The sequence below is a fragment of the Brucella sp. HL-2 genome (genome assembly GCF_025846885.2).
Lineage (GTDB): Bacteria > Pseudomonadota > Alphaproteobacteria > Rhizobiales > Rhizobiaceae > Brucella > Brucella quorumnocens.
Window position 1 is genome coordinate 250,989 of sequence record NZ_JAOYTK010000001.1, and the last position, 20,345, is coordinate 271,333.

The window sequence follows — 20,345 nt, forward strand, 5'->3', positions numbered from 1 at the left end:
ATAAGATACGCTCTAAAACACCAATGAAGGCCAGGACCCGCTTTTGAGCGGGGATCGGGCTAACCGCACCGAGCTCTCCTTTTTAGACCCGAAAAGGATAACACAAACGGGCCCGGCTTCAAAAGACTTGAAGAAGGCTGGTGGTTATTTCACTGCACCAACCAGCAAATTGTCCTGGGATTCGATTGTGACCCAGCGGCCGGTATTGTTTGCGGCCTGACGCTTCAAGTAGGTGTAGTCGGTTTCGTCCCAGCGCAGAACTTCGTCAGTCAGGTTGTCGAGAACGAAATCGCCGCGATCCGTGCGAACGGTTAATACTGCGTGGCCTTCGCCGTCTGGCTTGCGAACGACAGTGATCAGCAGGTCCGTCATCGGAACACCGGCCTTGGCGAGTTCACGCTGCTTGAGAAGAACATAATCTTCACAATCGCCAACAGTGGTTGGATAGGCCCAATATTCCTCAACGCCGTAGATTTCCATGTCGGTCATCGGCTTGATTCGTTCATTGACCGAAAGATTGATGGTTTGAATGTGCTGCCAATTGCTGTTGTTGAGCGAGAGTGCACGGGTGTCGCGGCTGACGATATTGCATTCAGCGGCTTCGCGCTTGCAGAACTCGTAATGACCGATTGGCTGTGAAGTAAGCTTGCCAGTCTGCATATAGGCACCGGTTCCAGCCTGTGCACCGACGCTCGCCATAAGAGCGACAATGCCGATGCTGGCAGCAGCGATAAACTTCATGCTCGAGCGAACTACGCAAAACATACTCAAGGCCCTTTTCACAGCCCGCACTGGGCATTTATTAACGAAAAGTTAAAATATGAAACATGCCCGGAGTCAATTGAGGCTGCCGCGTCTTCGCCTAACATCTTAATTAATGGTTAACGCGGGCATTGTGCGGTATATGCACCTATAAATTGTATATGATGAGGAAAAAAACCGCCGCTTTAAGGGCGACGGTTTAAAAATTACGTATATATAATATAAGCTTACGCTGAAATTTCTGTCAAAGGGATGCTGCTCGAAAGCGGCGTCTGAACAGGCCGACTCTGTTCAGGAAGCTTTTTAAAGCGGTGTGAAGCAGACGTTTGTGTGTCCGGCACTGATAAAACCAAGGCGCTGCGCTGCACCCTTGGAAAGATCAAGCACACGCCCTTTAATGAACGGACCGCGATCATTGATACGAACAATGAGCGACTTGCCGTTTCTCTGATTGGTGACCTTGACCTTGCTGCCAAGCGGCAAGGTGCGGTGGGCAGCTGTCATCCCTGATGGGTTCATGCGTTCGCCCGATGCGGTGCGTGAGGTGAGTGCATACCAGGAAGCACCGCCACAGCGTGCAGCTTGAGCTTCCATTGCGGTGATCGAGAAAAGACCAGTCGTCGCAACGGCGAGCATAGCCATACGGATTTTGAAGTTCATACTGATTCCAAGAGTCGTTTCACAAAGTCTGTCCGGTAATTTTGAGTTACGACGAGAAAGACCTGCGCCAACTGGAATCTAAATGTGGCGATGGCGTGATGTTATTGAGAGTATAATGAGATAATAGATTTAATGAACTGAGCGGAAAATGATCCTATACTAAGCGTTGTTTATTTTATGACTCAAGAAAATATCAGGAATATTTTAATCGATATGCCAGTGTTGCTGTAAAACTGTTTACGATTCGTTAGGATTCTGTGCTTGCCCGTTGCTCAACCATGTTTTGTGGCGGGAAGTGCAAGAAAAGCTGCTTTGCAGATGGTCACAGTCGTACCGTCTCGGTACAATTTTTATTTGTGGGCCCAGTTTTCAGCCGCTTCAGCCAAGTTGACGGAATCCGGCCTTTTTCGGGCAGAATACAACCATGGGCTGTTTTTGAGGTGGTAAAGTTTGTAACGCCGCCTGTAACTTTTGTTGAAATGTAGCGCGATGACACAGTTTTGACCGCGCATCGCATGCACGCAAAAGCCAAAATCCTGCTATAAGCGCTCATCTTCAGAACGGAAAATCATGCAGGATAAAACGCCAAAGGACGATACCGACACAACGCTTCCAGTCATATCGGCGGGAAAACGTATTCTATATCTATGCCTTGGCTTTCTCATGCTGGTGCTTGGTATCATTGGTGCCATTCTGCCGGTAATGCCGACAACAATCTTTATCATCTTGGCTGCGTGGTTTTTCGCGCGTTCATCGCCGAAATTTGAGGCGCGCCTGCTCGCTGATCCGCGATTTGGTCCGCTTATTGTCAAATGGCGCGAGCGCGGTGCAATCCCGCCTAAGGCAAAACTATATGCCTGTCTTGGCATGGCATTCGGCTATGGCATGTTCTGGTGGGGTGCGCGCCCGGGGCCTTTGCTTGCCGTCTCTGTCACGATCTTTATGCTCGGCTCTGCGGCTTACGTTCTATCGCGCCCCAGTGAATAAGATAACATAGCAACGGGAGCTCTTAATGCCTTTGCCTTCCATCAATCCGCTTATCGGTAAGCTTTCCGCACCGCCAATTCCTGCAGTGCAGGCGTGGGCGCGGAATTATGATGGTGCGCATGGTCCTCTGATTGATCTCTCGCAGGCCGTTCCCGGTTATCCGCCGCATCCCGATATGCTGCGTTTTCTCGGCGTGGCCGCAGGATCAGTCACCTCTGCGGGCTATGGTCCGATTGAAGGCGAGACGGTTTTGCGAGAGGCCTATGCAGCCCATGTTGGTGGCCTCTATGAGGCTCAGATCCAGGCTCACAACGTTCATATAACATCGGGCTGCAATCAGGCTTTCATTGCAGCGATTATGTGCGTCGCCCAAAGCGGCGATACGGTTCTTGCGACTAATCCCTTTTATTTCAACCACCAATCATCGTTGGAGATGCTGGGCATCCACTCGGCAACAGTCGCCTGCCGCGCTGAAAACGGGTTTGTGCCTGCAATTGAAGATATAAAGGCGGCCTTACATAAAGGCGTGCGCGCGCTTGTTTTGGTGTCGCCCAATAATCCAACCGGTGCAATTTATCCGCCGCAATTGCTTGGTGAGATTTATGCTGCTTGTCGTGAAAACGGGACGTGGCTGCTGCTCGATGAAACCTATCGCGATTTTCTAAGCAATGCTGATCGAGCTCCGCATGGACTGTTCGCAGAGGCTGACTGGCCGTCGCATCTGGTCCAACTCTACAGCTTCTCTAAATCCTTTTGCATTCCGGGCCACAGGCTTGGGGCAATTGTCGCAGGTTCCGAGATGGTGGCCAATGTTGCCAAAGTGATGGATAATCTGCAAATCTGCGCAACACGTGCACCACAGATTGCGGTCAGCCAGGCGATTGAACCGCTCAAGACTTGGCGCGACGACAACCGCAAGGAGATTGAACGGCGCGCGGGAGCCTTGCGTGTCTCCATGAGTAATGTGGCTGGTTGGCATATTGAGGCAGTGGGCGCTTATTTCGCATTTGTGCGTCATCCTTATGAAGGCGTGTCGTCTGCCAAGGTTGCCGAGATGCTCGCCAAGTCCATAGGTGTTGTCACACTACCCGGCAGCTTTTTCGGAGATGAGCAGGATGCATTTTTGCGATTTGCTTTCGCCAATGCAGACGTTGCCGGCATTAAGGCCATGGCCGCGCGACTTCCGCTTTTGAAACTTTGAGTGTTCAAGCAGCAAGGAAAACCCTGCAAAACGGCGGGCAAAGTCGATTGATACAAAGCTGTAACACTACTGTCATATGACTGTTATATAGAGCGCGTAGACGGCTGGTGACGCTTTCACGTCATGTGTCTTTTACAACAGGGGCTGGTGCTCATGAACAAGATGATTTCCTCGACCGCAGCGCTCGCAATTGCTGCAGTATTGTCGGTTTCCGCTGCGAATGCGCGCGATCAGATTCAGGTTTCCGGTTCCTCGACCGTTCTGCCTTATGCCAAGATCGTTGCAGAAACCTTTGGCGAAACCTATCCGAACTTCAAGACGCCGGTTATTGAATCGGGCGGCTCTGGCGCAGGCATCAAGGAATTCTGCAAGGGCGTCGGTGAAAACACCATCGATATCGCCAATGCATCGCGCGCCATGAAGGGCACCGAACTCAAGTCCTGCATTGATGCAGGCGTTAAGGAAGTTCAGGAAGTCCGCTTTGGCTATGACGGCATCGTGTTTGCAACCGATGCGAACGGTCCAGACTGGAAACTGGCTCCAGTTGACGTTTACAAGGCTCTTGCTGCCAAGCTCGTCGTAGACGGCAAGCTGGTCGACAATCCAAACACCAAGTGGAACCAGGTCAATGCAGACCTGCCAGATTGGGATATCACTGCCTACATCCCTGGCGAAAAGCATGGGACGCGTGAAGTTTTCGAAGAAAAGCTTCTTGCTGACGGCTGCAAGGAATCCGGCGCTCTCGACGAAATCAAGAAGACCGGTCTCGATGACAAGGCTTCGGCTGCTGCCTGTATCGCTGTTCGTAAGGACGGCAAGGCTGTCGATATCGATGGCGATTACAGCGAAACGCTGGCTCGCATCGACTCCAACAAGCAGGGCGTTGGCGTTTTCGGTCTCTACTTCTTCGAAAACAATGCTGACAAGCTGAAGGTAGCGACCGTAGGCGGCGTCAAGCCATCGGCTGAAACCGTTGCTTCGGGCGAATATCCGGTTTCGCGTCCACTGTTCTTCTACGTGAAGAAGGCTCACCTTGGCGTCATTCCAGGCCTCAAGGAATATGTTGACTTCTTCCTGTCCGAACAGATGGTCGGCCCGGAAGGCCCGCTTGCTGAATACGGTCTGGTTCCGGCTCCGGATGCAGAACGTGAAGCACAGCGCACTGCCTTCACCGAAGGCAAGCTGATGGAAGTCAAGTAAGCTTTGATCTGTGGAATGTGGGGAGGACTCCTTCCCACATTCTTCCTCTTTTGCGCTGGTCGGATAAGACAGGCGCATTCGCGTGGAATTGGCTGACTGCAAACTGTGCTTGAGCAGCTATCTTCACATTTTTTGGGGCAACCGGGGAAATTGAATGTCCTTCTTTCTGGTTCTCGTCAGTGTCGTCGCAATCGGACTGATCGGATTCTTTATAGGTCGACAGCGCGCCGTTGCGATTGACAAGGCTCAGCCTGTCGTCAGTTCAGGCGCAGCCACAGAGAAAATGCATTCCCGCCCGCTCTATCATGGCTGGTGGGTTTTCCTCGTTTCCGCATTGCCCGCAATTTTGTTTCTCGCGGTCTGGGCGGTTGGTACATCGGTTTATCTCGATCATACGGCAACTGCTCGTATGCCGGCTGCTGTCGAAGATGGTTCGTTTTCAGAGCGCAGCTTGCAGCTTGGCATGATTCGCAGCCTTGCTGGCGGCTTGGAAAAGCTGACGCCTGCTGAAATCGATAGTTTACCGCAGACCTATAAGGAAGCCCGTGATGTTCTCGGCTCAAAAGGCGTAGCGCTTGCGACTGAAGGCCAGGACTATATGGTTCCAGTTGCGCTCTTCCTCGAAAAGGCGAGTAAGGTTTCCCATACGGTTGGCAGCGCAATCGCTCTCGTTATCGCGGTTGCTGGTCTGATTTTTGGACTTTCCGGCATCAAGCGCCGCACGCGTGCCCGTAACAATGTCGAGCGCATCGTATTGTGGGGCCTGATTGCCGCTTCCGGTATCGCTATTCTGACGACCATCGGCATCGTGTTCTCTGTTCTGTTCCAGACGGTGAGCTTCTTCCAGTCGATCGCCCCGATGGACTTCTTCTTCGGAACTGTCTGGGACCCACGCTTCGCAGCTGCAGGTTCGGGTGGTGAAGTCGGTCAGTTTGGTCTCATCCCGCTTTTGGCTGGTACGCTTTATATTGCATTCGTTGCGATGTTGTTTGCTGTACCAGTTGGCCTGTTCTCCGCAATCTACATGGCAGAATATGCGTCGCCGCGTGTCCGCACAGTGGTCAAGCCCGTGCTTGAGCTTCTTGCCGGTATCCCGACCATTGTTTACGGCTTCTTCGCACTGATAACGGTTGGCCCGTTCCTGCGAGATCTCTCTGCTGCCATTGCTGGCGGTCAGGGCTTCATTATGGCGCAGAGCGTTCTGACTGCTGGTCTTGTCATGGGCGTGATGCTGATCCCGTTTGTATCGTCTCTGTCTGATGACATTATCACAGCGGTTCCCGGTTCTCTCCGCGATGGCTCGCTTGGTCTTGGTGCAACGCGTTCGGAAACAATCAAGCGTGTTGTTCTGCCAGCAGCACTTCCGGGCATTGTCGGCGCACTTTTGATGACGGCTTCGCGTGCAATTGGTGAAACCATGATTGTGGTGCTTGCAGCCGGTGTTGCAGCGCGCCTTTCTGCCAATCCCTTTGAAGCGATGACGACGATCACTGTCAAAATCGTCAGTCAGCTCACCGGCGACCTTGAGTTTGATTCCCCGCAGACGCTTGTTGCCTTTGCGCTGGGTATCACCCTCTTCGTCCTGACGCTGATCATGAATATCTTTGCGCTCTACATCGTTCGCAAGTACCGGGAGCAGTACGAATAATGACCGATTCAACTCTCAATGCTGGCACTGCGGTAACAAAGCCCCAGCGCCGCGATATCGGAATCAAGCGTCGCTACGCTGCTGAACGTCGCTTCCGTCTCTATGGTGTGGTTGCCATTGCGATTGGTGTGTTCTTTCTCTGTGCGCTTTTGTTCTCGGTGTTTTCCAAGGGCTATACGGCTTTCGGACAGACGACGATTTATCTGCCGGTCAAGCTTGACGCACAGGTTATCGATCCGGGCAATAAGCTTGCAACCGATCCGAATGTGTTGATCACGGCCAACTATCCGCTTCTGGTACGTAACGCCTTGGCTGAAAAGCTGGGTGTGCCGAGCACGGATCGCGCTGAAATGCGTGAAGTTGGGCGCTTCTTCTCCGATGGTGTTCGTGTTCAGCTTCGCCAGATGGTGATGGATAATCCATCATTGATTGGCACCACACAGACAGTTCCAGTTCTGGCTGCTGCTGATATTGACTCCGCCTATAAGGGGCAGATCGATTTTGAGGTTCCAGAAGCAAACCGCAAGGTTTCAGACCGTCAGTTTGAGTGGATCAAGACGCTTACCAATGAAGGCATCCTGAGCCAGGCTTTCAACTGGGGCTTGTTTACCAATGGCGCTTCCAGTCGTCCTGAAACCTCTGGTCTCGGTGTTGCGCTTGTCGGTTCCTTCTACATGATGATGATCGTGCTGGTTCTCGCACTGCCTATCGGCGTGGCCGCTTCGATCTATCTTGAAGAATATGCCAAAAAGAACCGCCTCACGGATATTATCGAAGTCAATATCAACAATCTGGCAGCTGTTCCGTCGATTGTGTTCGGTCTGCTTGGGCTTGCAGTCTTCATCAACTTCTTCAATCTGCCGCGTTCAGCGTCAATTGTCGGTGGTCTGGTGCTGACATTGATGACGCTTCCAACCATTATCATTGCGACACGCTCCGCACTTCGCGCCGTGCCGCCGTCGATCCGCGCAGCAGCTCTTGGGCTTGGTGCATCTAAAACGCAGATGGTGTTTCACCATGTGCTGCCGCTTGCAGCGCCCGGCATTCTGACCGGAACGATTATCGGTCTTGCTCAGGCGCTTGGTGAAACAGCACCATTGCTTCTGATCGGCATGGTGGCTTTCGTTGCCAATATGCCTGCAACGCCGATGGACCCTGCAACGGCTCTGCCTGTGCAGATCTTTATGTGGGCGAATGAAGCTGAGCGTGCCTTTGTAGAACGGACATCAGGCGCTATTATCGTCCTGCTCCTGTTCCTGGCAGTCATGAATATTGCAGCAATTATTCTGCGCCGCCGCTTTGAGCGCCGCTGGTAAACGGGAGAGAAATGATGAATCTCATGACCGAACGATCTCTCGAAAAAGCCGTAGGAGAAAAGATGAACGCCAACGCCCCCTCCATAAAGATGCGCGGCGACAAAGTCTGCGTGTTTTATGGCGAGAAACAGGCTCTGTTCGAAGTTGATCTGGACGTTCCAGAGAAGATGGTGACGGCGCTGATCGGTCCTTCGGGCTGCGGCAAGTCTACATTCCTGCGTTCGCTCAATCGTATGAACGATACGATCGAAGGCTGCCGTATCGCTGGCAAGATCACGCTCGACAACGAAGATATCTACGATCCGAAGATCGACGTTGTTGAACTGCGTGCTCGCGTTGGCATGGTGTTCCAGAAACCCAATCCGTTCCCAAAGACTATTTTTGAGAACGTGGCCTATGGTCCACGCATTCACGGTCTGGCACGCAACAAGACCGATCTCGAAGAAATCGTGGTCACCAGCCTCAAGAAGGCCAGCCTTTTTGAAGAAGTGAAGGATCGTCTGCACGATGCCGGAACCGGTCTTTCAGGTGGTCAGCAGCAGCGTCTTTGCATCGCACGTGCGATTGCGGTCAGCCCGGAAGTCATCCTGATGGATGAGCCGTGCTCAGCCCTTGATCCGATTGCGACTGCCAAGGTCGAAGAGCTTATCGACGAGCTGCGTCAGAACTACACGATCGTAATCGTCACACACTCCATGCAGCAGGCAGCTCGTGTTTCGCAGCGCACCGCAATGTTCCACTTGGGCAATCTGGTGGAAGTGGGCGATACGGATGTGATGTTCACTGCACCGACCGAGAAGCGTACGCAGGACTATATCACGGGTCGTTTTGGCTAAAATAATTGGAGCATTTCCAGCAAAAGTGTGAAGCGGTTTTGCGTAGGATAATGCGTGGTAAAGATGAGCAGGAGCGACGGCTGATTTGAGAAGACAGCTGTTCGGCTTCCCCGCAATTTAATTGAGGTCTATTATGGCGTCTCAGCATACCGTCACCGCTTACGACGAAGAACTGCAGTTCCTGACCCATAAGATCGCCGAAATGGGTGGTCATGCGGAACGTATGGTCGAGCAGTCCGTTGCAGCGATTGTCAACGCGGACAATGCGCTTGCTCAGCGCGTTATTTCCGATGATCTCATCCTTGATGCAAGCGAGCGTGAGATTGACGACAAGGCAGTCATGATCATTGCAAAGCGCCAGCCAATGGCTGTCGATCTGCGCGAGATTATCGGCTCGATCCGCATCTCCGCCGATCTGGAACGCGTTGGCGATCTTGGTAAAAACATCGCAAAGCGTGTTGCCGCCGTTTCGGAATCACGCCAGCCGGTCAAGCTCTATCGCGGGCTTGAAACTTTGGCCGAACTCGCTTTGACCCAGCTCAAAGATGTGCTCGACGCTTATGCAACGCGCTCGGTGCAGCAGATCAATGTCGTTCGCGACCGCGATGACGAAATTGACTCGATGTACACCTCGCTGTTCCGCGAGCTGCTCACCTATATGATGGAAGATCCGCGCAACATTTCAGCCTGCACGCATCTTCTGTTCTGCGCAAAGAACATTGAGCGCATCGGCGATCACGCAACCAACATTGCGGAGACGGTCTATTACATTGTGACCGGCCTGCAAATGCCTGCGGAACGCCCGAAAGAAGACCTGAGCCACGGCATTGTCGTGGATGAGGCGCGTAAATCCTAAGAACACTGGTGCCGCTATTTACGGCCCAGAATGTATGCATGAGTAAGAATAACGCGACGGCACGCGGTCGATCGGGGGCTTGTATCTTCCGCGGAGCCTAAGCGCATCCCAAAAAGTGTGAAGCGGTTTTTTGGATAAGATGCGCGGTGAAGAAAAAAGCGCATCCCAAAAAGTGTGAAGCGGTTTTTGGATAAGATGCGCGGTGAAGAAAAAAGCGCATCCCAAAAAGTGTGAAGCGGTTTTTGGATAAGATGCGCGGTGAAGAAAAAAGCGCATCCCAAAAAGTGCCGAGCGGTTTCGGCCAGGATCCGCGTTAAACAATGAGTTAGAGCGAAATCTGTTTCTATCAGATCGAAACGCGCTCTAAATTTTGGATAGGAAATACTGGATGTCACAGGCACCCAAGATTGCTGTGGTTGAAGACGAAGAAGCCCTGAGTGTGCTCTTGCGCTACAATCTCGAAGCCGAAGGCTATCAGGTTGATGCGATGCTGCGCGGCGATGAAGCCGAAATCACGCTGCGCGAAAACGTACCGGACCTTCTTATTCTGGACTGGATGCTTCCCGGTGTATCGGGGATCGAGCTTTGCCGTCGTCTGCGCCAATGGCCGGAAACCGAGCGCCTGCCGATCATCATGCTGACCGCGCGTGGCGAAGAAAGCGAACGTGTCCGGGGTTTGAGTGTCGGTGCTGACGATTATGTCGTAAAGCCCTTCTCGACGCCGGAACTGCTTGCGCGGGTTAAAGCCATGCTGCGCCGTGCCAATCCGAGCGTTCTCTCGCACGTGCTCAAGGTTGGGGACCTGGTTCTCGACCGTCAGCAGCACCGCGTCTACCGCAAGGAAAAGGAAGTCCGTCTCGGACCGACAGAGTTTCGCTTGCTCGAATATTTCATGATGTCACCGGGCCGCGTGTTCTCTCGCAGCCAGTTGCTGGATGGTGTCTGGGGTCCAGATATCTATGTCGATGACCGCACGGTTGATGTGCATGTTGGTCGATTACGCAAGGCGATCAATGTCGGTCGTGCCCTCGATCCAATTCGCACGGTGCGGGGCGCAGGCTATTCCTTCGGGTAATAAAATCCCGACATGTAGAACGTCAAAGAAGCGGCCCGTTACTGAAAATGTGACGGGCCGTTTTGCATTAGAGCGCGTTTCGATCTGATTGGATCAGATCGGCGCTCTAATTATCTATTTTAACGCGCATCTTTGTCCGAAAAACGTTTCACACTTTTCGGGATGCGCTCTAGAGCATAATCCAACCAGCGTGAAACGGGGATCGATAAGATTATGCTTCAAATAAAAGGGGGAGGGCGGCGGTCTGATAAATCAGATCGAAACGGCTCTAAGGGAGCGAGCGGCGCGACTCAGTCAAAGCCCTTCCGATTCGGAAATGGACTTCCATAACGTGCCAAAATGACTAGTATCACGCGATGTTACATCGATCGTGACAAAGTTGAAGGAACCGTGAAATCGGCGCCAAAAACAGCATCTGAAAAGTTAAAAAACGTGGCTGCGTAAAATCTTGAAACATCAGCGAAATAAGGCAGCGATGTGGCCTGTATTTCAGCAAATTGAATCGCGTTAAATCAATAACTTATAAGATTTTCTAAATTACGTTAAGGATTTGTTAATAAATTTAAGGGGTTTGTGGGGGAAATTAAACTCTGGATTCGGGTTCGATTGGCCACCGTTTTGGTGGCTTTGTCATTTTAGGAATTTGACCGTTCGCCTTTTTTTGGCCTAAAAATTCCAAAACCTTGAATGCAATGAGTGACAGCAGAACGTTTATTTTTTGATTTTCGTTCTATTTGGCTGGAGCGCCGAGTGTCTCGATTGGATGCACAACGGCTGCTCTGTTAGTTCAGATCTGCTGCATAGTTTTATGCAGTGGCACCACAGCCAGGTTTCAAACGCCTTTTGCGGGGCGGAGGCCAGGTTGGATCAGTTAAGGGTCCTAACGATGAGACTGAGCCGTTGACGCGCGCTGCTAAGTGGAAACTGCCCGTTATTCTAGGGCTTCTGGTTGCTCCATTCGTGGTGACAGGTTGCACGACGACCGGAGGCACTGCCAAGACCAAAACGGAAAAGACGGCGGCGGCCAGCCACGTCAAGACGGTCAATGGTGTCAAGACTTTCACCTATACCGCCAGAGACCGCGAATGCCTCGAACGTGCGATGTTCTTTGAATCAAACCGTTCAAGCCCTGATGGCCTGATGGCTGTCGGCACTGTCGTTATGAACCGTCTCGCATCGGGCAGTTATCCGGATACGATCTGCGGCGTTGTCGGTCAGAAAAACCAGTTTGCACCGGGCGTTCTATCCCGCAAGATGAATTCCAAGGCTCTGCCGGATGTTCAGGCGGCAGCTGACTCCGTTCTCAAGGGCAAGCGCCATCCATCGCTGAAGAATTCAATGTTCTTCCACACCGCTGGCCTTAAATTCCCTTATCGCAATATGCATTACGTGCTGGTTGCTGGCGGCAATTCCTTCTATGAAAAGCGTGGCCGCGATGGCGCACTGGAAAATCCAGTACCGCAGACCCCGTATAATCTGGCATATGCTTCGACACCTCAGTCGCCGTCCATGCCGGAAGGTCCATTCTACAATGTAACCGATCAACAGGATGTGCCGGTTCCACAGGCTCAGCCGACTGTACAGGTTGCATTGGCTGAGGCATCCAAGACAACCGAAGTTCAGCAGAATGAAGGTGTGGGACCGCAGGCGCGTGGTGATCGTTTGGCTGCATTGCCCGTTAAGCCAGCTGAAAAGCCGGTGCTGACGCAGGTGGCAAGCTACCAGCCGACATTTGATGAAACGGCTCCTGCCGCGCAGAATGTATCTCTGGGATATACCGCTGATAAGAAGCATGTGGATGCTATTGGCGCCATGCTTCTGTCGCAGGAGCGTCCTGAATCGCCTCTATGAAGCCCCGATTTCAAAAGTGATTTGAATAAAAAAGCGCCTCTAGAGGGCGCTTTTTTAATGCTCTGTCTGCCTGTTACTGGGCTCGACTATTACTTGGCTTGAACTGGCACTGGTCGATAAATCGGCTGATAGATCACCATCGGCGTATCGTAGAAATCGGCACGGTTCTGCCAGGCGCGGCGATCTGCACGACGATCCAGATCAAGCTGCAAAAGGCAGTTGGAAAATGCATCGGATTTTTGCTTGAAACCATAGCTGCGGCAGGTTTGTTCATCTGCTGCGCGGCGCTGTTCCGGTGTCATGGTTTGACAACCGGCCAAAAGGCCCGTCAGACCAAGGATAATAAGCACGCTTTTCTTCATAGCTGTTGCTCTCAGTGATTTAAAATTTTCTATCGACCGCATAAACAATATATCGCAGTGGCAGGAAAAAGCGTGGTGAAATTAAGTCATCTGATAAACTGCTGCTGATTCTTTCAAACACGAGGCTTGCAGCCATATGGCACATGACAATAACGCTCCCGTCATCGATCCGGTAAAACTCGAACGTCTGGCTGAAGTGGCTGTACGCGTCGGGCTGCAATTGCGTGAAGGGCAAGACCTTGTCATCACAGCTCCCGTCGTTGCTCTGCCGCTTGTGCGCCTGATAGCAAAACATGCCTATAAGGCAGGTGCGGGACTTGTAACGCCGTTCTTTTCTGACGATGCGATTGCGCTGGCGCGTTATGAAAACGCGAGTGACGAGAGCTTCGACCGTGCAGCGAGCTGGCTCTATGAGGGCATGGCCAAGGCCTATGCCAATGGTGCAGCACGCCTTGCGATTGCAGCTGACAATCCAATGCTGCTGTCTTCGCAGGACGCTTCAAAGGTTTCGCGCGCCAACCGTGCCAACTCCAAAGCCTATCAGCCTGCTCTTGAGAAGATTGCCGGTTTCGACATCAACTGGAATATCATTTCCTATCCGAACCCGGAATGGGCGAAGCTGATGTTTCCCAATGAGGCCGAAGACGTTGCGACCCGTAAACTTGCTGATGCAATCTTTGCTGCGTCGCGCGTTGATGTGGACGATCCGGTCGGTGCATGGGCGGCACATAACGCAGCATTGCGAACCCGCACCCGGTTGCTCAACGGCAAGGCCTATAGCGCTCTGCATTTCAAGGGAACGGGCACCGATTTGACGGTTGGTCTGGCAGATGGCCACGAATGGCATGGCGGTGCGTCGACTGCCAAGAATGGCATTACGTGCAATCCGAATATTCCGACCGAGGAAGTCTTCACCACGCCGCACGCTCTGCGCGTCGATGGTCATGTGTCGAGCACCAAGCCGCTGTCGCATCAGGGAACGCTGATCGACAATATTTCCGTGCGTTTTGAAGGCGGGCGTATTGTCGAAGCCAAGGCGAGCCGTGGCGAGGAAGTTCTCAACAAAGTGCTGGATACCGACGAAGGCGCACGTCGTTTGGGGGAGGTGGCTCTGGTTCCGCATTCCTCGCCAATCTCGCAAAGCGGCCTGTTGTTCTACAACACGCTGTTCGATGAAAATGCTGCGAGCCACATTGCGCTTGGCCAGTGCTATTCGAAATGTTTCATTGATGGTGCGAAGCTTGACCCTGAACAGATCGCAGCGCAGGGAGGCAATTCAAGCCTTATCCACATCGACTGGATGATCGGTTCCGACAAGATCGACGTAGATGGTGTCAATGCCGATGGCAGCCGCGAGCCTGTGATGCGCGGTGGCGAATGGGCCAACTGACCTTTGCAAATACAAAAAGGCCGGGAATTTCCCGGCCTTTTTCATTTTTGATTGGTCAGAGTACCAAGATCAGTTCTTTTCCTGAACATGTGCTTCAAGGAACCACAGCGATTTGTCGAGGCTGCGCGACGCGGCAGTGAAAATGTCTGCCGTGGTGTCGTCACCAGCGTCATCTGCATCCTTGATCGACTGGCGCACGAGATTGGCAACGTCGCCATAACGTTCGATCAGTGCGGCGAGGTGATCATGAACGGCATAGATATCCGTCGGATAGGCCTTGAGCTTCGAATCCTTGGCAACAACCTGCGTGGTACCATAGGCGGTGCCGCCGAGCTGCACTGCGCGCTCTGCGATCGTATCGACATGCTCATCAAGGTCTTTACGGAAAGTATCCAGCAATTCATGCACGGCGATAAATTGTGGCCCCTTAAGGTTCCAGTGCGCCTGCTTTGTGATGAGGGCAAGGTCGATGGTCGCTGCCAGATTTTCGTTTAGCAGCGCTATCATCGTGGTCTTGGTATTGGAGGGAAGATCGTTGCGGGTTGCATGCATCGACTTCTTGGACATTTTATCCTCATATCCTTTGCACGATCCGGCTGTGTATCAGCGTTTGGGACATCGCTGAAGGAAAACAGATTTGTTTTTCTGAAACCGGCCCCGCCAGATCTCAATGAAAGGCCGGTCTCCGGATACGGTAAATGATATCCGCCCCGCATCCAGCATAAAAACGCTTCAAGTGGGATTTGGTTCCTTGATCAGCTTGTAAATTTTAGCCGTTTTATGTGTTTTGCTTGTCGCGGGACGATTTCTGATTTACCCGATGGCTTATGAAGATACTTGCCATCGATACCGCCTCTTCCTGGTGTGCTGCCGCAGTTTATGATTCTGGCAGTGGTGCCGTTCTTGCTGAAGTCAGTGAGGATATCGGCAAGGGACATGCTGAAGTCCTGATGGACTATATCGAACAGGTCATGACGCAAGCCGGAATCGCCATGTCTGAACTGGGCCGGGTGGCGGTGAATGTCGGCCCCGGTTCTTTTACCGGTGTGCGCATTGGCGTGTCGGCAGCGCGCGGTTTTGCACTGGCTCTCGGCCGTCCGGCGATTGGTGTCAGTGCATTTGATGTGCTTGCTTCCGAAGTCGCGATAAGCCATCCGGGGCAACCCGTTCTGGTGCTGCTCGAAGCGCATCGGGGTGAGATTTACGAGCAGGCCTTTGGCGCTGACGGCAACGCTCGGAGCAATCCCATGGTGGTTTCTCGCGACGAAGCGCTGGCGCTTATCCAGCAACAATCGTCCCAAACAGTTCTGGCCGGTTCTGCCGCAGCCACATTGAACGAAATGCTTGCCGGAACCTTCAGTGTCGCGCGGGGTGAGCCGACCGGACAAATCGGCACTTTTGCAAAACTCGCTGCTTTACGCGAGCCGGGCGAAGCGCCGAAGCCGCTTTATATGCGTGGACCGGACGTGAAGCCGCAAACCGGTTTTGCGTTGCCGCGTAAGGCAAGCGGAGAATAGCGTCATGATGAGCTTTGTGCTGGGCCGCTTTGGTCGCAGGCCTGTTTCGATTGAGACGCTCGGTGCGCAGGACAGCGGAGAAATCCAGCGTATTCACGCGCTTGCGTTCCGCCATGGCTGGAGTTCAGATGATTTTCGCTCGCTGATAGCGCAGGATACGGTGTTCGGTTTTTTGGCGCGGCCGGAAGGCAAACCAGGTAAGGCTTGCGGTTTCGTGCTGGCGCGTCTGGTTGCGGGTGAGGCTGAAATTCTCACCATCGCGGTTTCCAACGAGGTGCGAAAACAAGGGGTGGGGCGCTCGCTGATGGATGCTGTGTTGCGCTATCTCTATCAGGAACGTGCCGATACGCTGTTTCTTGAAGTCGATGAGGCCAATGTGGCCGCTCTCGCTCTGTATCGTCGCATCGGTTTCAACAAGGTCGGCGAAAGACCGGCATATTATGAAACAGCAAATGGACGATCATCCGCGTTTATTTTGCGGCGTGATCTGGTGAGGCCGCAATGATTGGTGCGATCCGCATCATCTTTGTGGTGGCGGCGATGGTCGCACTCAGCCTGTCACTTATTCCGGTACAATATGTGTTTCTGAAACTCAAAAACACATGGAAGCGTCGTCTTCCCAATTTCTTCCATCGCATTGTGGCGCGTCTGTTTGGCTTTCGCATCACAATCGTCGGCGATATGCCCGAAGGAAGACCATTGCTGCTGGTCTCCAATCACACCTCATGGAGCGATATTATTGTTTTGTCTGCCGCAGGGCAGGTGTCGTTCATTGCAAAATCGGAAGTCAGAAGCTGGCCGGTTTTCGGCTTCTTTGCCGTTTTGCAGCGCACAGTCTTTGTTGAGCGAGAACGACGCGGCAAGACCGGCGAACAGACCTCCGATATTGCCAAGCGGATTGCGGACGGTGATGCCATGGTTCTGTTTCCTGAAGGTACGACATCGGATGGCAATCGCGTACTGCCGTTTAAGACAGCGCTTTTTGGGGCAGCCCATGCGGCGATCCGTGAGGCAGGCGTACCGGAAGTGATCGTACAGCCGGTGTCTATTGCCTATACAGGCGTGCATGGCATGGCGATGGGGCGTTATCATCGTCCGATAGCTTCATGGCCGGGCGACGTGCAGTTAATGCCGCATCTCAAAGGTATTCTGCGCGAGGGTGCCATCGACGTCGAAGTGCGCTTTGGCGAACCAATAATGGTGACTGCCGAGACGGACCGCAAGGCGCTTGCCCGCACCATGGAAAGCCGGGTGAGGGCGCTGTTGCAGAGCTCACTTCTTGGACGTGAGATCGCGGAAGACTGATACCCAATTCCAGAGAGTGAAACTCAATGGAATTGGGCCAAGCCCGAGTAGCGTTTGAATTTTTTCAAGGCGAGATGTGTCAGCATCTCAGCGCCTTGGTATAAGAGCGTAAGTTTGTCGCCTTCCAAAGTGGCGATAAAAACGCTAGATAGCCGCGCATGAGCGAAAATATGACTGATATCAAGACAAACCCGGATGGCAGCAACACGCGTAAGGTCTTTGTGAAGACCTATGGTTGCCAGATGAACGTCTATGACAGCCAGCGCATGGCCGATAGCCTTGCGCAGGAAGGCTACGTCACGACTGATACGCCCGATGATGCCGATCTGGTGCTGCTCAATACCTGTCATATTCGCGAAAAGGCATCGGAAAAGCTTTATTCAGCGCTGGGTCGCCTGCGCAAGATGAAGGATGCACGCGGACCAAATGGCAAGCAATTGACCATCGGTGTTGCCGGTTGCGTTGCGCAGGCTGAAGGTCAGGAAATTCTGCGCCGTGCGCCCAATGTCGATCTTGTTATCGGACCGCAGACCTATCACCGCCTGCCCAGCGCGCTTGCGCGCGTGCGCAACGGCGAAAAAATTGTCGAAACCGAATATGCCATCGAAGACAAGTTTGAACATTTGCCTGCGCCAAAGCGCGAGGAAACACGCAAGCGCGGCGTTTCGGCGTTCCTCACGGTTCAGGAAGGTTGCGACAAGTTTTGCACTTTCTGCGTTGTGCCTTACACGCGCGGTTCGGAAGTTTCACGCAGTGTTGCACAGATTGTGGCCGAGGCTGAGCGTCTTGCCGATAGTGGCGTGCGCGAACTCACCCTTCTTGGACAGAACGTCAATGCATGGCATGGCGTGGGCGATGACGGTCGTGAATGGGGTCTTGGCGAACTGCTGTTCCGCCTTGCCCGCATTCCCGGTGTGGCGCGTCTGCGATATACGACCAGCCATCCGCGCGACATGGATGATGCGCTGATTGCTGCGCACCGCGATCTCAAACAGTTGATGCCTTATTTGCATCTTCCGGTTCAGGCGGGTTCGGACCGTATTCTCAAAGCCATGAACCGTCGTCACAAGGCGGATGAATATATCCGGCTTATCGAGCGTATCCGTGAAGTGCGTCCGGATATGGCGCTTTCAGGCGATTTCATCGTAGGCTTCCCCGGTGAAACCGATCAGGATTTTGAAGATACGATGCGGCTTGTACGTGAGGTGCATTACGCGCAGGCCTATTCGTTCAAATATTCACCGCGTCCCGGTACCCCGGGTGCCGATCTTCCCGATCATGTTGAGGAAGCGGTCAAGGACGAGCGTCTGCAACGCCTTCAGGCGCTGCTTTCCGAGCAGCAATATGCATTTCAGAATTCGCTGGTCGGTCGCGAAATGGATGTGCTTCTGGAAAAGAAGGGTCGCTTCGATCATCAGATGGTTGGTCGTTCGCCATGGCTTTTGCCAGCGATCGTCGATGACAATGACGATCAGGTCGGTGACATCATTCACGTGAAAATTACAGGTACAGGTACCAATAGTCTTATTGCGCAAAAGCTCGTGTAAGCGCATGATACAGTCAAGGCAGTAGTCGCGGTGAGTAGCCTTATACCGAACGTTCTGCCAGTACTGTGATTGCAATGCGTGAACCTTAGGGAGATGCGGTTGAGCGCTACGGAAAAGTTGAAGTCTGCCAAGCCAACCATTCAAACGCAAACAAACACAATTTCAGGTTCGGTTACAAATCCGGCTGCAAGGGCCGCGTCCGGGGCCTCAGACATGGCCCATATCGTCCTCACCTTTGATAATAACCGTCTCGCCAGTGCGCTTTACGGTCAGTTCGATGAGAATCTGGCACGTATCGAGCAGAAGCTTGGCGTTGATGTGCGTTCGAAGGGGAACGAGCTTTCCATTCGTGGAGACGCAACGGCCACTGAACAGGCCCGGCGCACGCTGGATCAGCTTTATGAATATCTGCAAAAAGGCCATGAGTTGAGCCCGTCGGATGTTGATGGTGCCATGCGCATTGCCATTGCTGCGGATGATCAGCTGATATTACCGACGCTTGAAACGAAGGGGAAAATGTCGGCTGCGCAGATATCGACGCGCAAGAAGACAATCTTTGCCCGCACGCCGACGCAGGACGCCTATATGCGCGCGCTTGACCGGTCAGAGCTGGTTCTGGGGGTTGGGCCTGCGGGTACGGGTAAGACCTATCTTGCCGTCGCCCATGCTGCAATGCTTCTGGAGCGCGGTCTTGTAGAACGCATTATCCTTTCACGCCCGGCTGTTGAAGCTGGCGAGCGTCTGGGCTTTCTGCCCGGCGATATGAAAGAAAAGGTCGATCCTTATCTTCGTCCGCTTTATGACGCGCTTTACGATATGATGCCTGCCGAAAAGGTCGAACGCGCCATTACGGCCGGTGTGATCGAAATTGCGCCGCTCGCTTTCATGCGTGGCCGAACACTGGCGCATTCTGCGGTCATTCTTGATGAAGCACAGAACACGACTTCCATGCAGATGAAAATGTTCCTGACGCGTCTTGGCGAAGGTTCGCGCATGATGGTCAATGGCGATCCAAGCCAGATCGATCTTCCTCCCGGCCAGAAGTCCGGCCTCGTTGAGGCACTGCGGGTGCTGGATGGAGTGGATTCGGTGGTCAAGGTGCGCTTTACCGAGAAAGATGTGGTGCGTCATCCGCTGGTCGCAGCAATCGTCAGCGCCTACGACAGCGACGCGAAAAAGCATACACGAGCGGAATGATTCAAAGTTTATCTTGTAATTTTGCAGTCAAATGACGATGTAAAAATATTACGTCCGCTTTCAAGCGGACGTATCTTTTAACAACTGGAAGGATAGAGCGGTTGCTTCATCGCAAACCGCGGCAGAAGTGTCAGACAACGCGATCCAAATCGATATCATGATCGAAGCCGGCAATTGGCCGGATGAAACGGCCCTGGAAGGGCTTGTAAAACGCTCAGTTGAGGCGGCCTGGGATAATCTTCGGCTCAAGCCCGCAGAGAGCGAACTCAGTCTGGTTTTTACCGACGATGCTTCCATTCAGGCAATCAATGCTGAATGGCGCGGCAAGGACAAGCCCACCAATGTTCTGTCTTTTCCCGCTTATCCTGTGAAGGCTGGCGAGCAGCCGGGCCCGATGCTTGGCGACATCATCATCGCACAGGAAACGGTCGAACGCGAAGCGCTCGAAGAAGGCAAACCGCTCGAAAATCATCTTACCCATCTGGTGGTGCATGGCTTTTTGCATCTTTTGGGTTACGATCATGAGAGCGAAGATGAGGCCGAGGAGATGGAGCGACGTGAACGCGAAATCCTTCATGCTCTTGCCATCCCCGACCCTTATGCTGTATCCGATTTAAACGTTGAAACAGATTGAT

Annotated in this window: 20 protein-coding genes; 16 read left to right on the forward strand and 4 right to left on the reverse strand. The window is 53.0% G+C overall.

Annotated elements, in window-relative coordinates:
- Positions 1-144: 144 nt before the first annotated feature.
- Together OIV19_RS01235 and OIV19_RS01240 are read right to left on the reverse strand one after the other, a co-directional pair.
- The gene (locus OIV19_RS01235; protein WP_095447772.1) at positions 145-765 is read right to left on the reverse strand and encodes a transglutaminase-like cysteine peptidase; all 621 of its coding nucleotides are present in this window, start codon (positions 763-765) and stop codon (positions 145-147) included.
- A 300-nt stretch (positions 766-1,065) separates the two neighbouring features.
- The gene (locus tag OIV19_RS01240; RefSeq protein WP_095447773.1) at positions 1,066-1,422 is read right to left on the reverse strand and encodes a septal ring lytic transglycosylase RlpA family protein; all 357 of its coding nucleotides are present in this window, start codon (positions 1,420-1,422) and stop codon (positions 1,066-1,068) included.
- A 570-nt stretch (positions 1,423-1,992) separates the two neighbouring features.
- Between OIV19_RS01240 and OIV19_RS01245 the strand changes: the two genes are divergently transcribed.
- From OIV19_RS01245 to OIV19_RS01285, 9 genes are all read left to right on the forward strand, one after another.
- Complete coding sequence (locus OIV19_RS01245; RefSeq protein ID WP_264230463.1) at positions 1,993-2,409, forward strand: YbaN family protein; 417 nt, start codon at positions 1,993-1,995, stop codon at positions 2,407-2,409.
- 31 nt (positions 2,410-2,440) lie between these two features.
- On the forward strand, positions 2,441-3,610 hold the full coding sequence (locus OIV19_RS01250) for an aminotransferase (protein ID WP_264230650.1): 1,170 nt from the start codon (positions 2,441-2,443) through the stop codon (positions 3,608-3,610).
- A gap of 153 nt (positions 3,611-3,763) precedes the next feature.
- Positions 3,764-4,810, forward strand: a complete 1,047-nt coding sequence (locus OIV19_RS01255) for a PstS family phosphate ABC transporter substrate-binding protein (RefSeq protein ID WP_264230464.1) — start codon at positions 3,764-3,766, stop codon at positions 4,808-4,810.
- A 154-nt stretch (positions 4,811-4,964) separates the two neighbouring features.
- Positions 4,965-6,458, forward strand: coding sequence for a phosphate ABC transporter permease subunit PstC (gene pstC, locus OIV19_RS01260; protein ID WP_095447777.1), 1,494 nt, complete (start codon positions 4,965-4,967; stop codon positions 6,456-6,458).
- Complete coding sequence (pstA, locus tag OIV19_RS01265) at positions 6,458-7,774, forward strand: phosphate ABC transporter permease PstA (protein WP_264230465.1); 1,317 nt, start codon at positions 6,458-6,460, stop codon at positions 7,772-7,774. Before pstC ends, pstA begins: the two co-directional genes overlap by 1 nt.
- Before the next feature lie 62 nt (positions 7,775-7,836).
- Positions 7,837-8,610 (forward strand): phosphate ABC transporter ATP-binding protein PstB, encoded by a 774-nt coding sequence (gene pstB, locus OIV19_RS01270; RefSeq protein WP_235901785.1) that lies wholly within the window; start codon positions 7,837-7,839, stop codon positions 8,608-8,610.
- A 133-nt stretch (positions 8,611-8,743) separates the two neighbouring features.
- Positions 8,744-9,466, forward strand: coding sequence for a phosphate signaling complex protein PhoU (gene phoU / locus OIV19_RS01275; protein ID WP_024898359.1), 723 nt, complete (start codon positions 8,744-8,746; stop codon positions 9,464-9,466).
- A 388-nt stretch (positions 9,467-9,854) separates the two neighbouring features.
- Entirely contained in the window at positions 9,855-10,541 is a 687-nt protein-coding gene (gene phoB, locus OIV19_RS01280) for a phosphate regulon transcriptional regulator PhoB (protein WP_024898358.1), read from the forward strand.
- Between the two features lie 900 nt (positions 10,542-11,441).
- Positions 11,442-12,392: a cell wall hydrolase gene (locus OIV19_RS01285; RefSeq protein WP_095448015.1), complete on the forward strand. Its 951-nt coding sequence runs from the start codon at positions 11,442-11,444 to the stop codon at positions 12,390-12,392.
- A gap of 89 nt (positions 12,393-12,481) precedes the next feature.
- On the opposite strand, the gene OIV19_RS01290 is transcribed toward OIV19_RS01285, so the two are convergent.
- The gene (locus tag OIV19_RS01290; protein ID WP_095447780.1) at positions 12,482-12,754 is read right to left on the reverse strand and encodes a hypothetical protein; all 273 of its coding nucleotides are present in this window, start codon (positions 12,752-12,754) and stop codon (positions 12,482-12,484) included.
- A 136-nt stretch (positions 12,755-12,890) separates the two neighbouring features.
- Between OIV19_RS01290 and OIV19_RS01295 the strand changes: the two genes are divergently transcribed.
- Entirely contained in the window at positions 12,891-14,144 is a 1,254-nt protein-coding gene (locus OIV19_RS01295; protein ID WP_264230466.1) for an aminopeptidase, read from the forward strand.
- Positions 14,145-14,213: 69 nt separating this feature from the next.
- Here OIV19_RS01295 and dps read toward each other — a convergent pair whose 3' ends face one another.
- A complete protein-coding gene (gene dps / locus OIV19_RS01300) occupies positions 14,214-14,711 on the reverse strand; it encodes a DNA starvation/stationary phase protection protein Dps (RefSeq protein WP_095447782.1) in 498 nt (165 codons plus the stop codon).
- A 260-nt stretch (positions 14,712-14,971) separates the two neighbouring features.
- Here dps and tsaB point away from each other — a divergent pair, with 260 nt between their 5' ends.
- The 6 genes from tsaB to ybeY all read left to right on the forward strand — a co-directional run bounded on the left by tsaB (position 14,972) and on the right by ybeY (position 20,344).
- The gene (gene tsaB / locus OIV19_RS01305; protein WP_264230467.1) at positions 14,972-15,661 is read left to right on the forward strand and encodes a tRNA (adenosine(37)-N6)-threonylcarbamoyltransferase complex dimerization subunit type 1 TsaB; all 690 of its coding nucleotides are present in this window, start codon (positions 14,972-14,974) and stop codon (positions 15,659-15,661) included.
- Positions 15,662-15,665: 4 nt separating this feature from the next.
- Positions 15,666-16,166, forward strand: coding sequence for a ribosomal protein S18-alanine N-acetyltransferase (gene rimI / locus OIV19_RS01310; protein WP_095447784.1), 501 nt, complete (start codon positions 15,666-15,668; stop codon positions 16,164-16,166).
- Entirely contained in the window at positions 16,163-16,966 is an 804-nt protein-coding gene (olsA, locus tag OIV19_RS01315) for a lyso-ornithine lipid O-acyltransferase (RefSeq protein WP_095447785.1), read from the forward strand. The genes rimI and olsA overlap by 4 nt, the downstream gene beginning before the upstream one ends.
- Before the next feature lie 158 nt (positions 16,967-17,124).
- Positions 17,125-18,513 carry a tRNA (N6-isopentenyl adenosine(37)-C2)-methylthiotransferase MiaB gene (gene miaB, locus OIV19_RS01320; protein WP_095447786.1) on the forward strand — a complete coding sequence of 463 codons (1,389 nt, stop codon included), beginning with the start codon at positions 17,125-17,127 and terminating at the stop codon, positions 18,511-18,513.
- A gap of 99 nt (positions 18,514-18,612) precedes the next feature.
- On the forward strand, positions 18,613-19,710 hold the full coding sequence (locus OIV19_RS01325; protein WP_191793753.1) for a PhoH family protein: 1,098 nt from the start codon (positions 18,613-18,615) through the stop codon (positions 19,708-19,710).
- Positions 19,711-19,837: 127 nt separating this feature from the next.
- Entirely contained in the window at positions 19,838-20,344 is a 507-nt protein-coding gene (gene ybeY, locus OIV19_RS01330) for an rRNA maturation RNase YbeY (RefSeq protein ID WP_264230468.1), read from the forward strand.
- The last annotated feature ends 1 nt before the right edge of the window (position 20,345 follow it).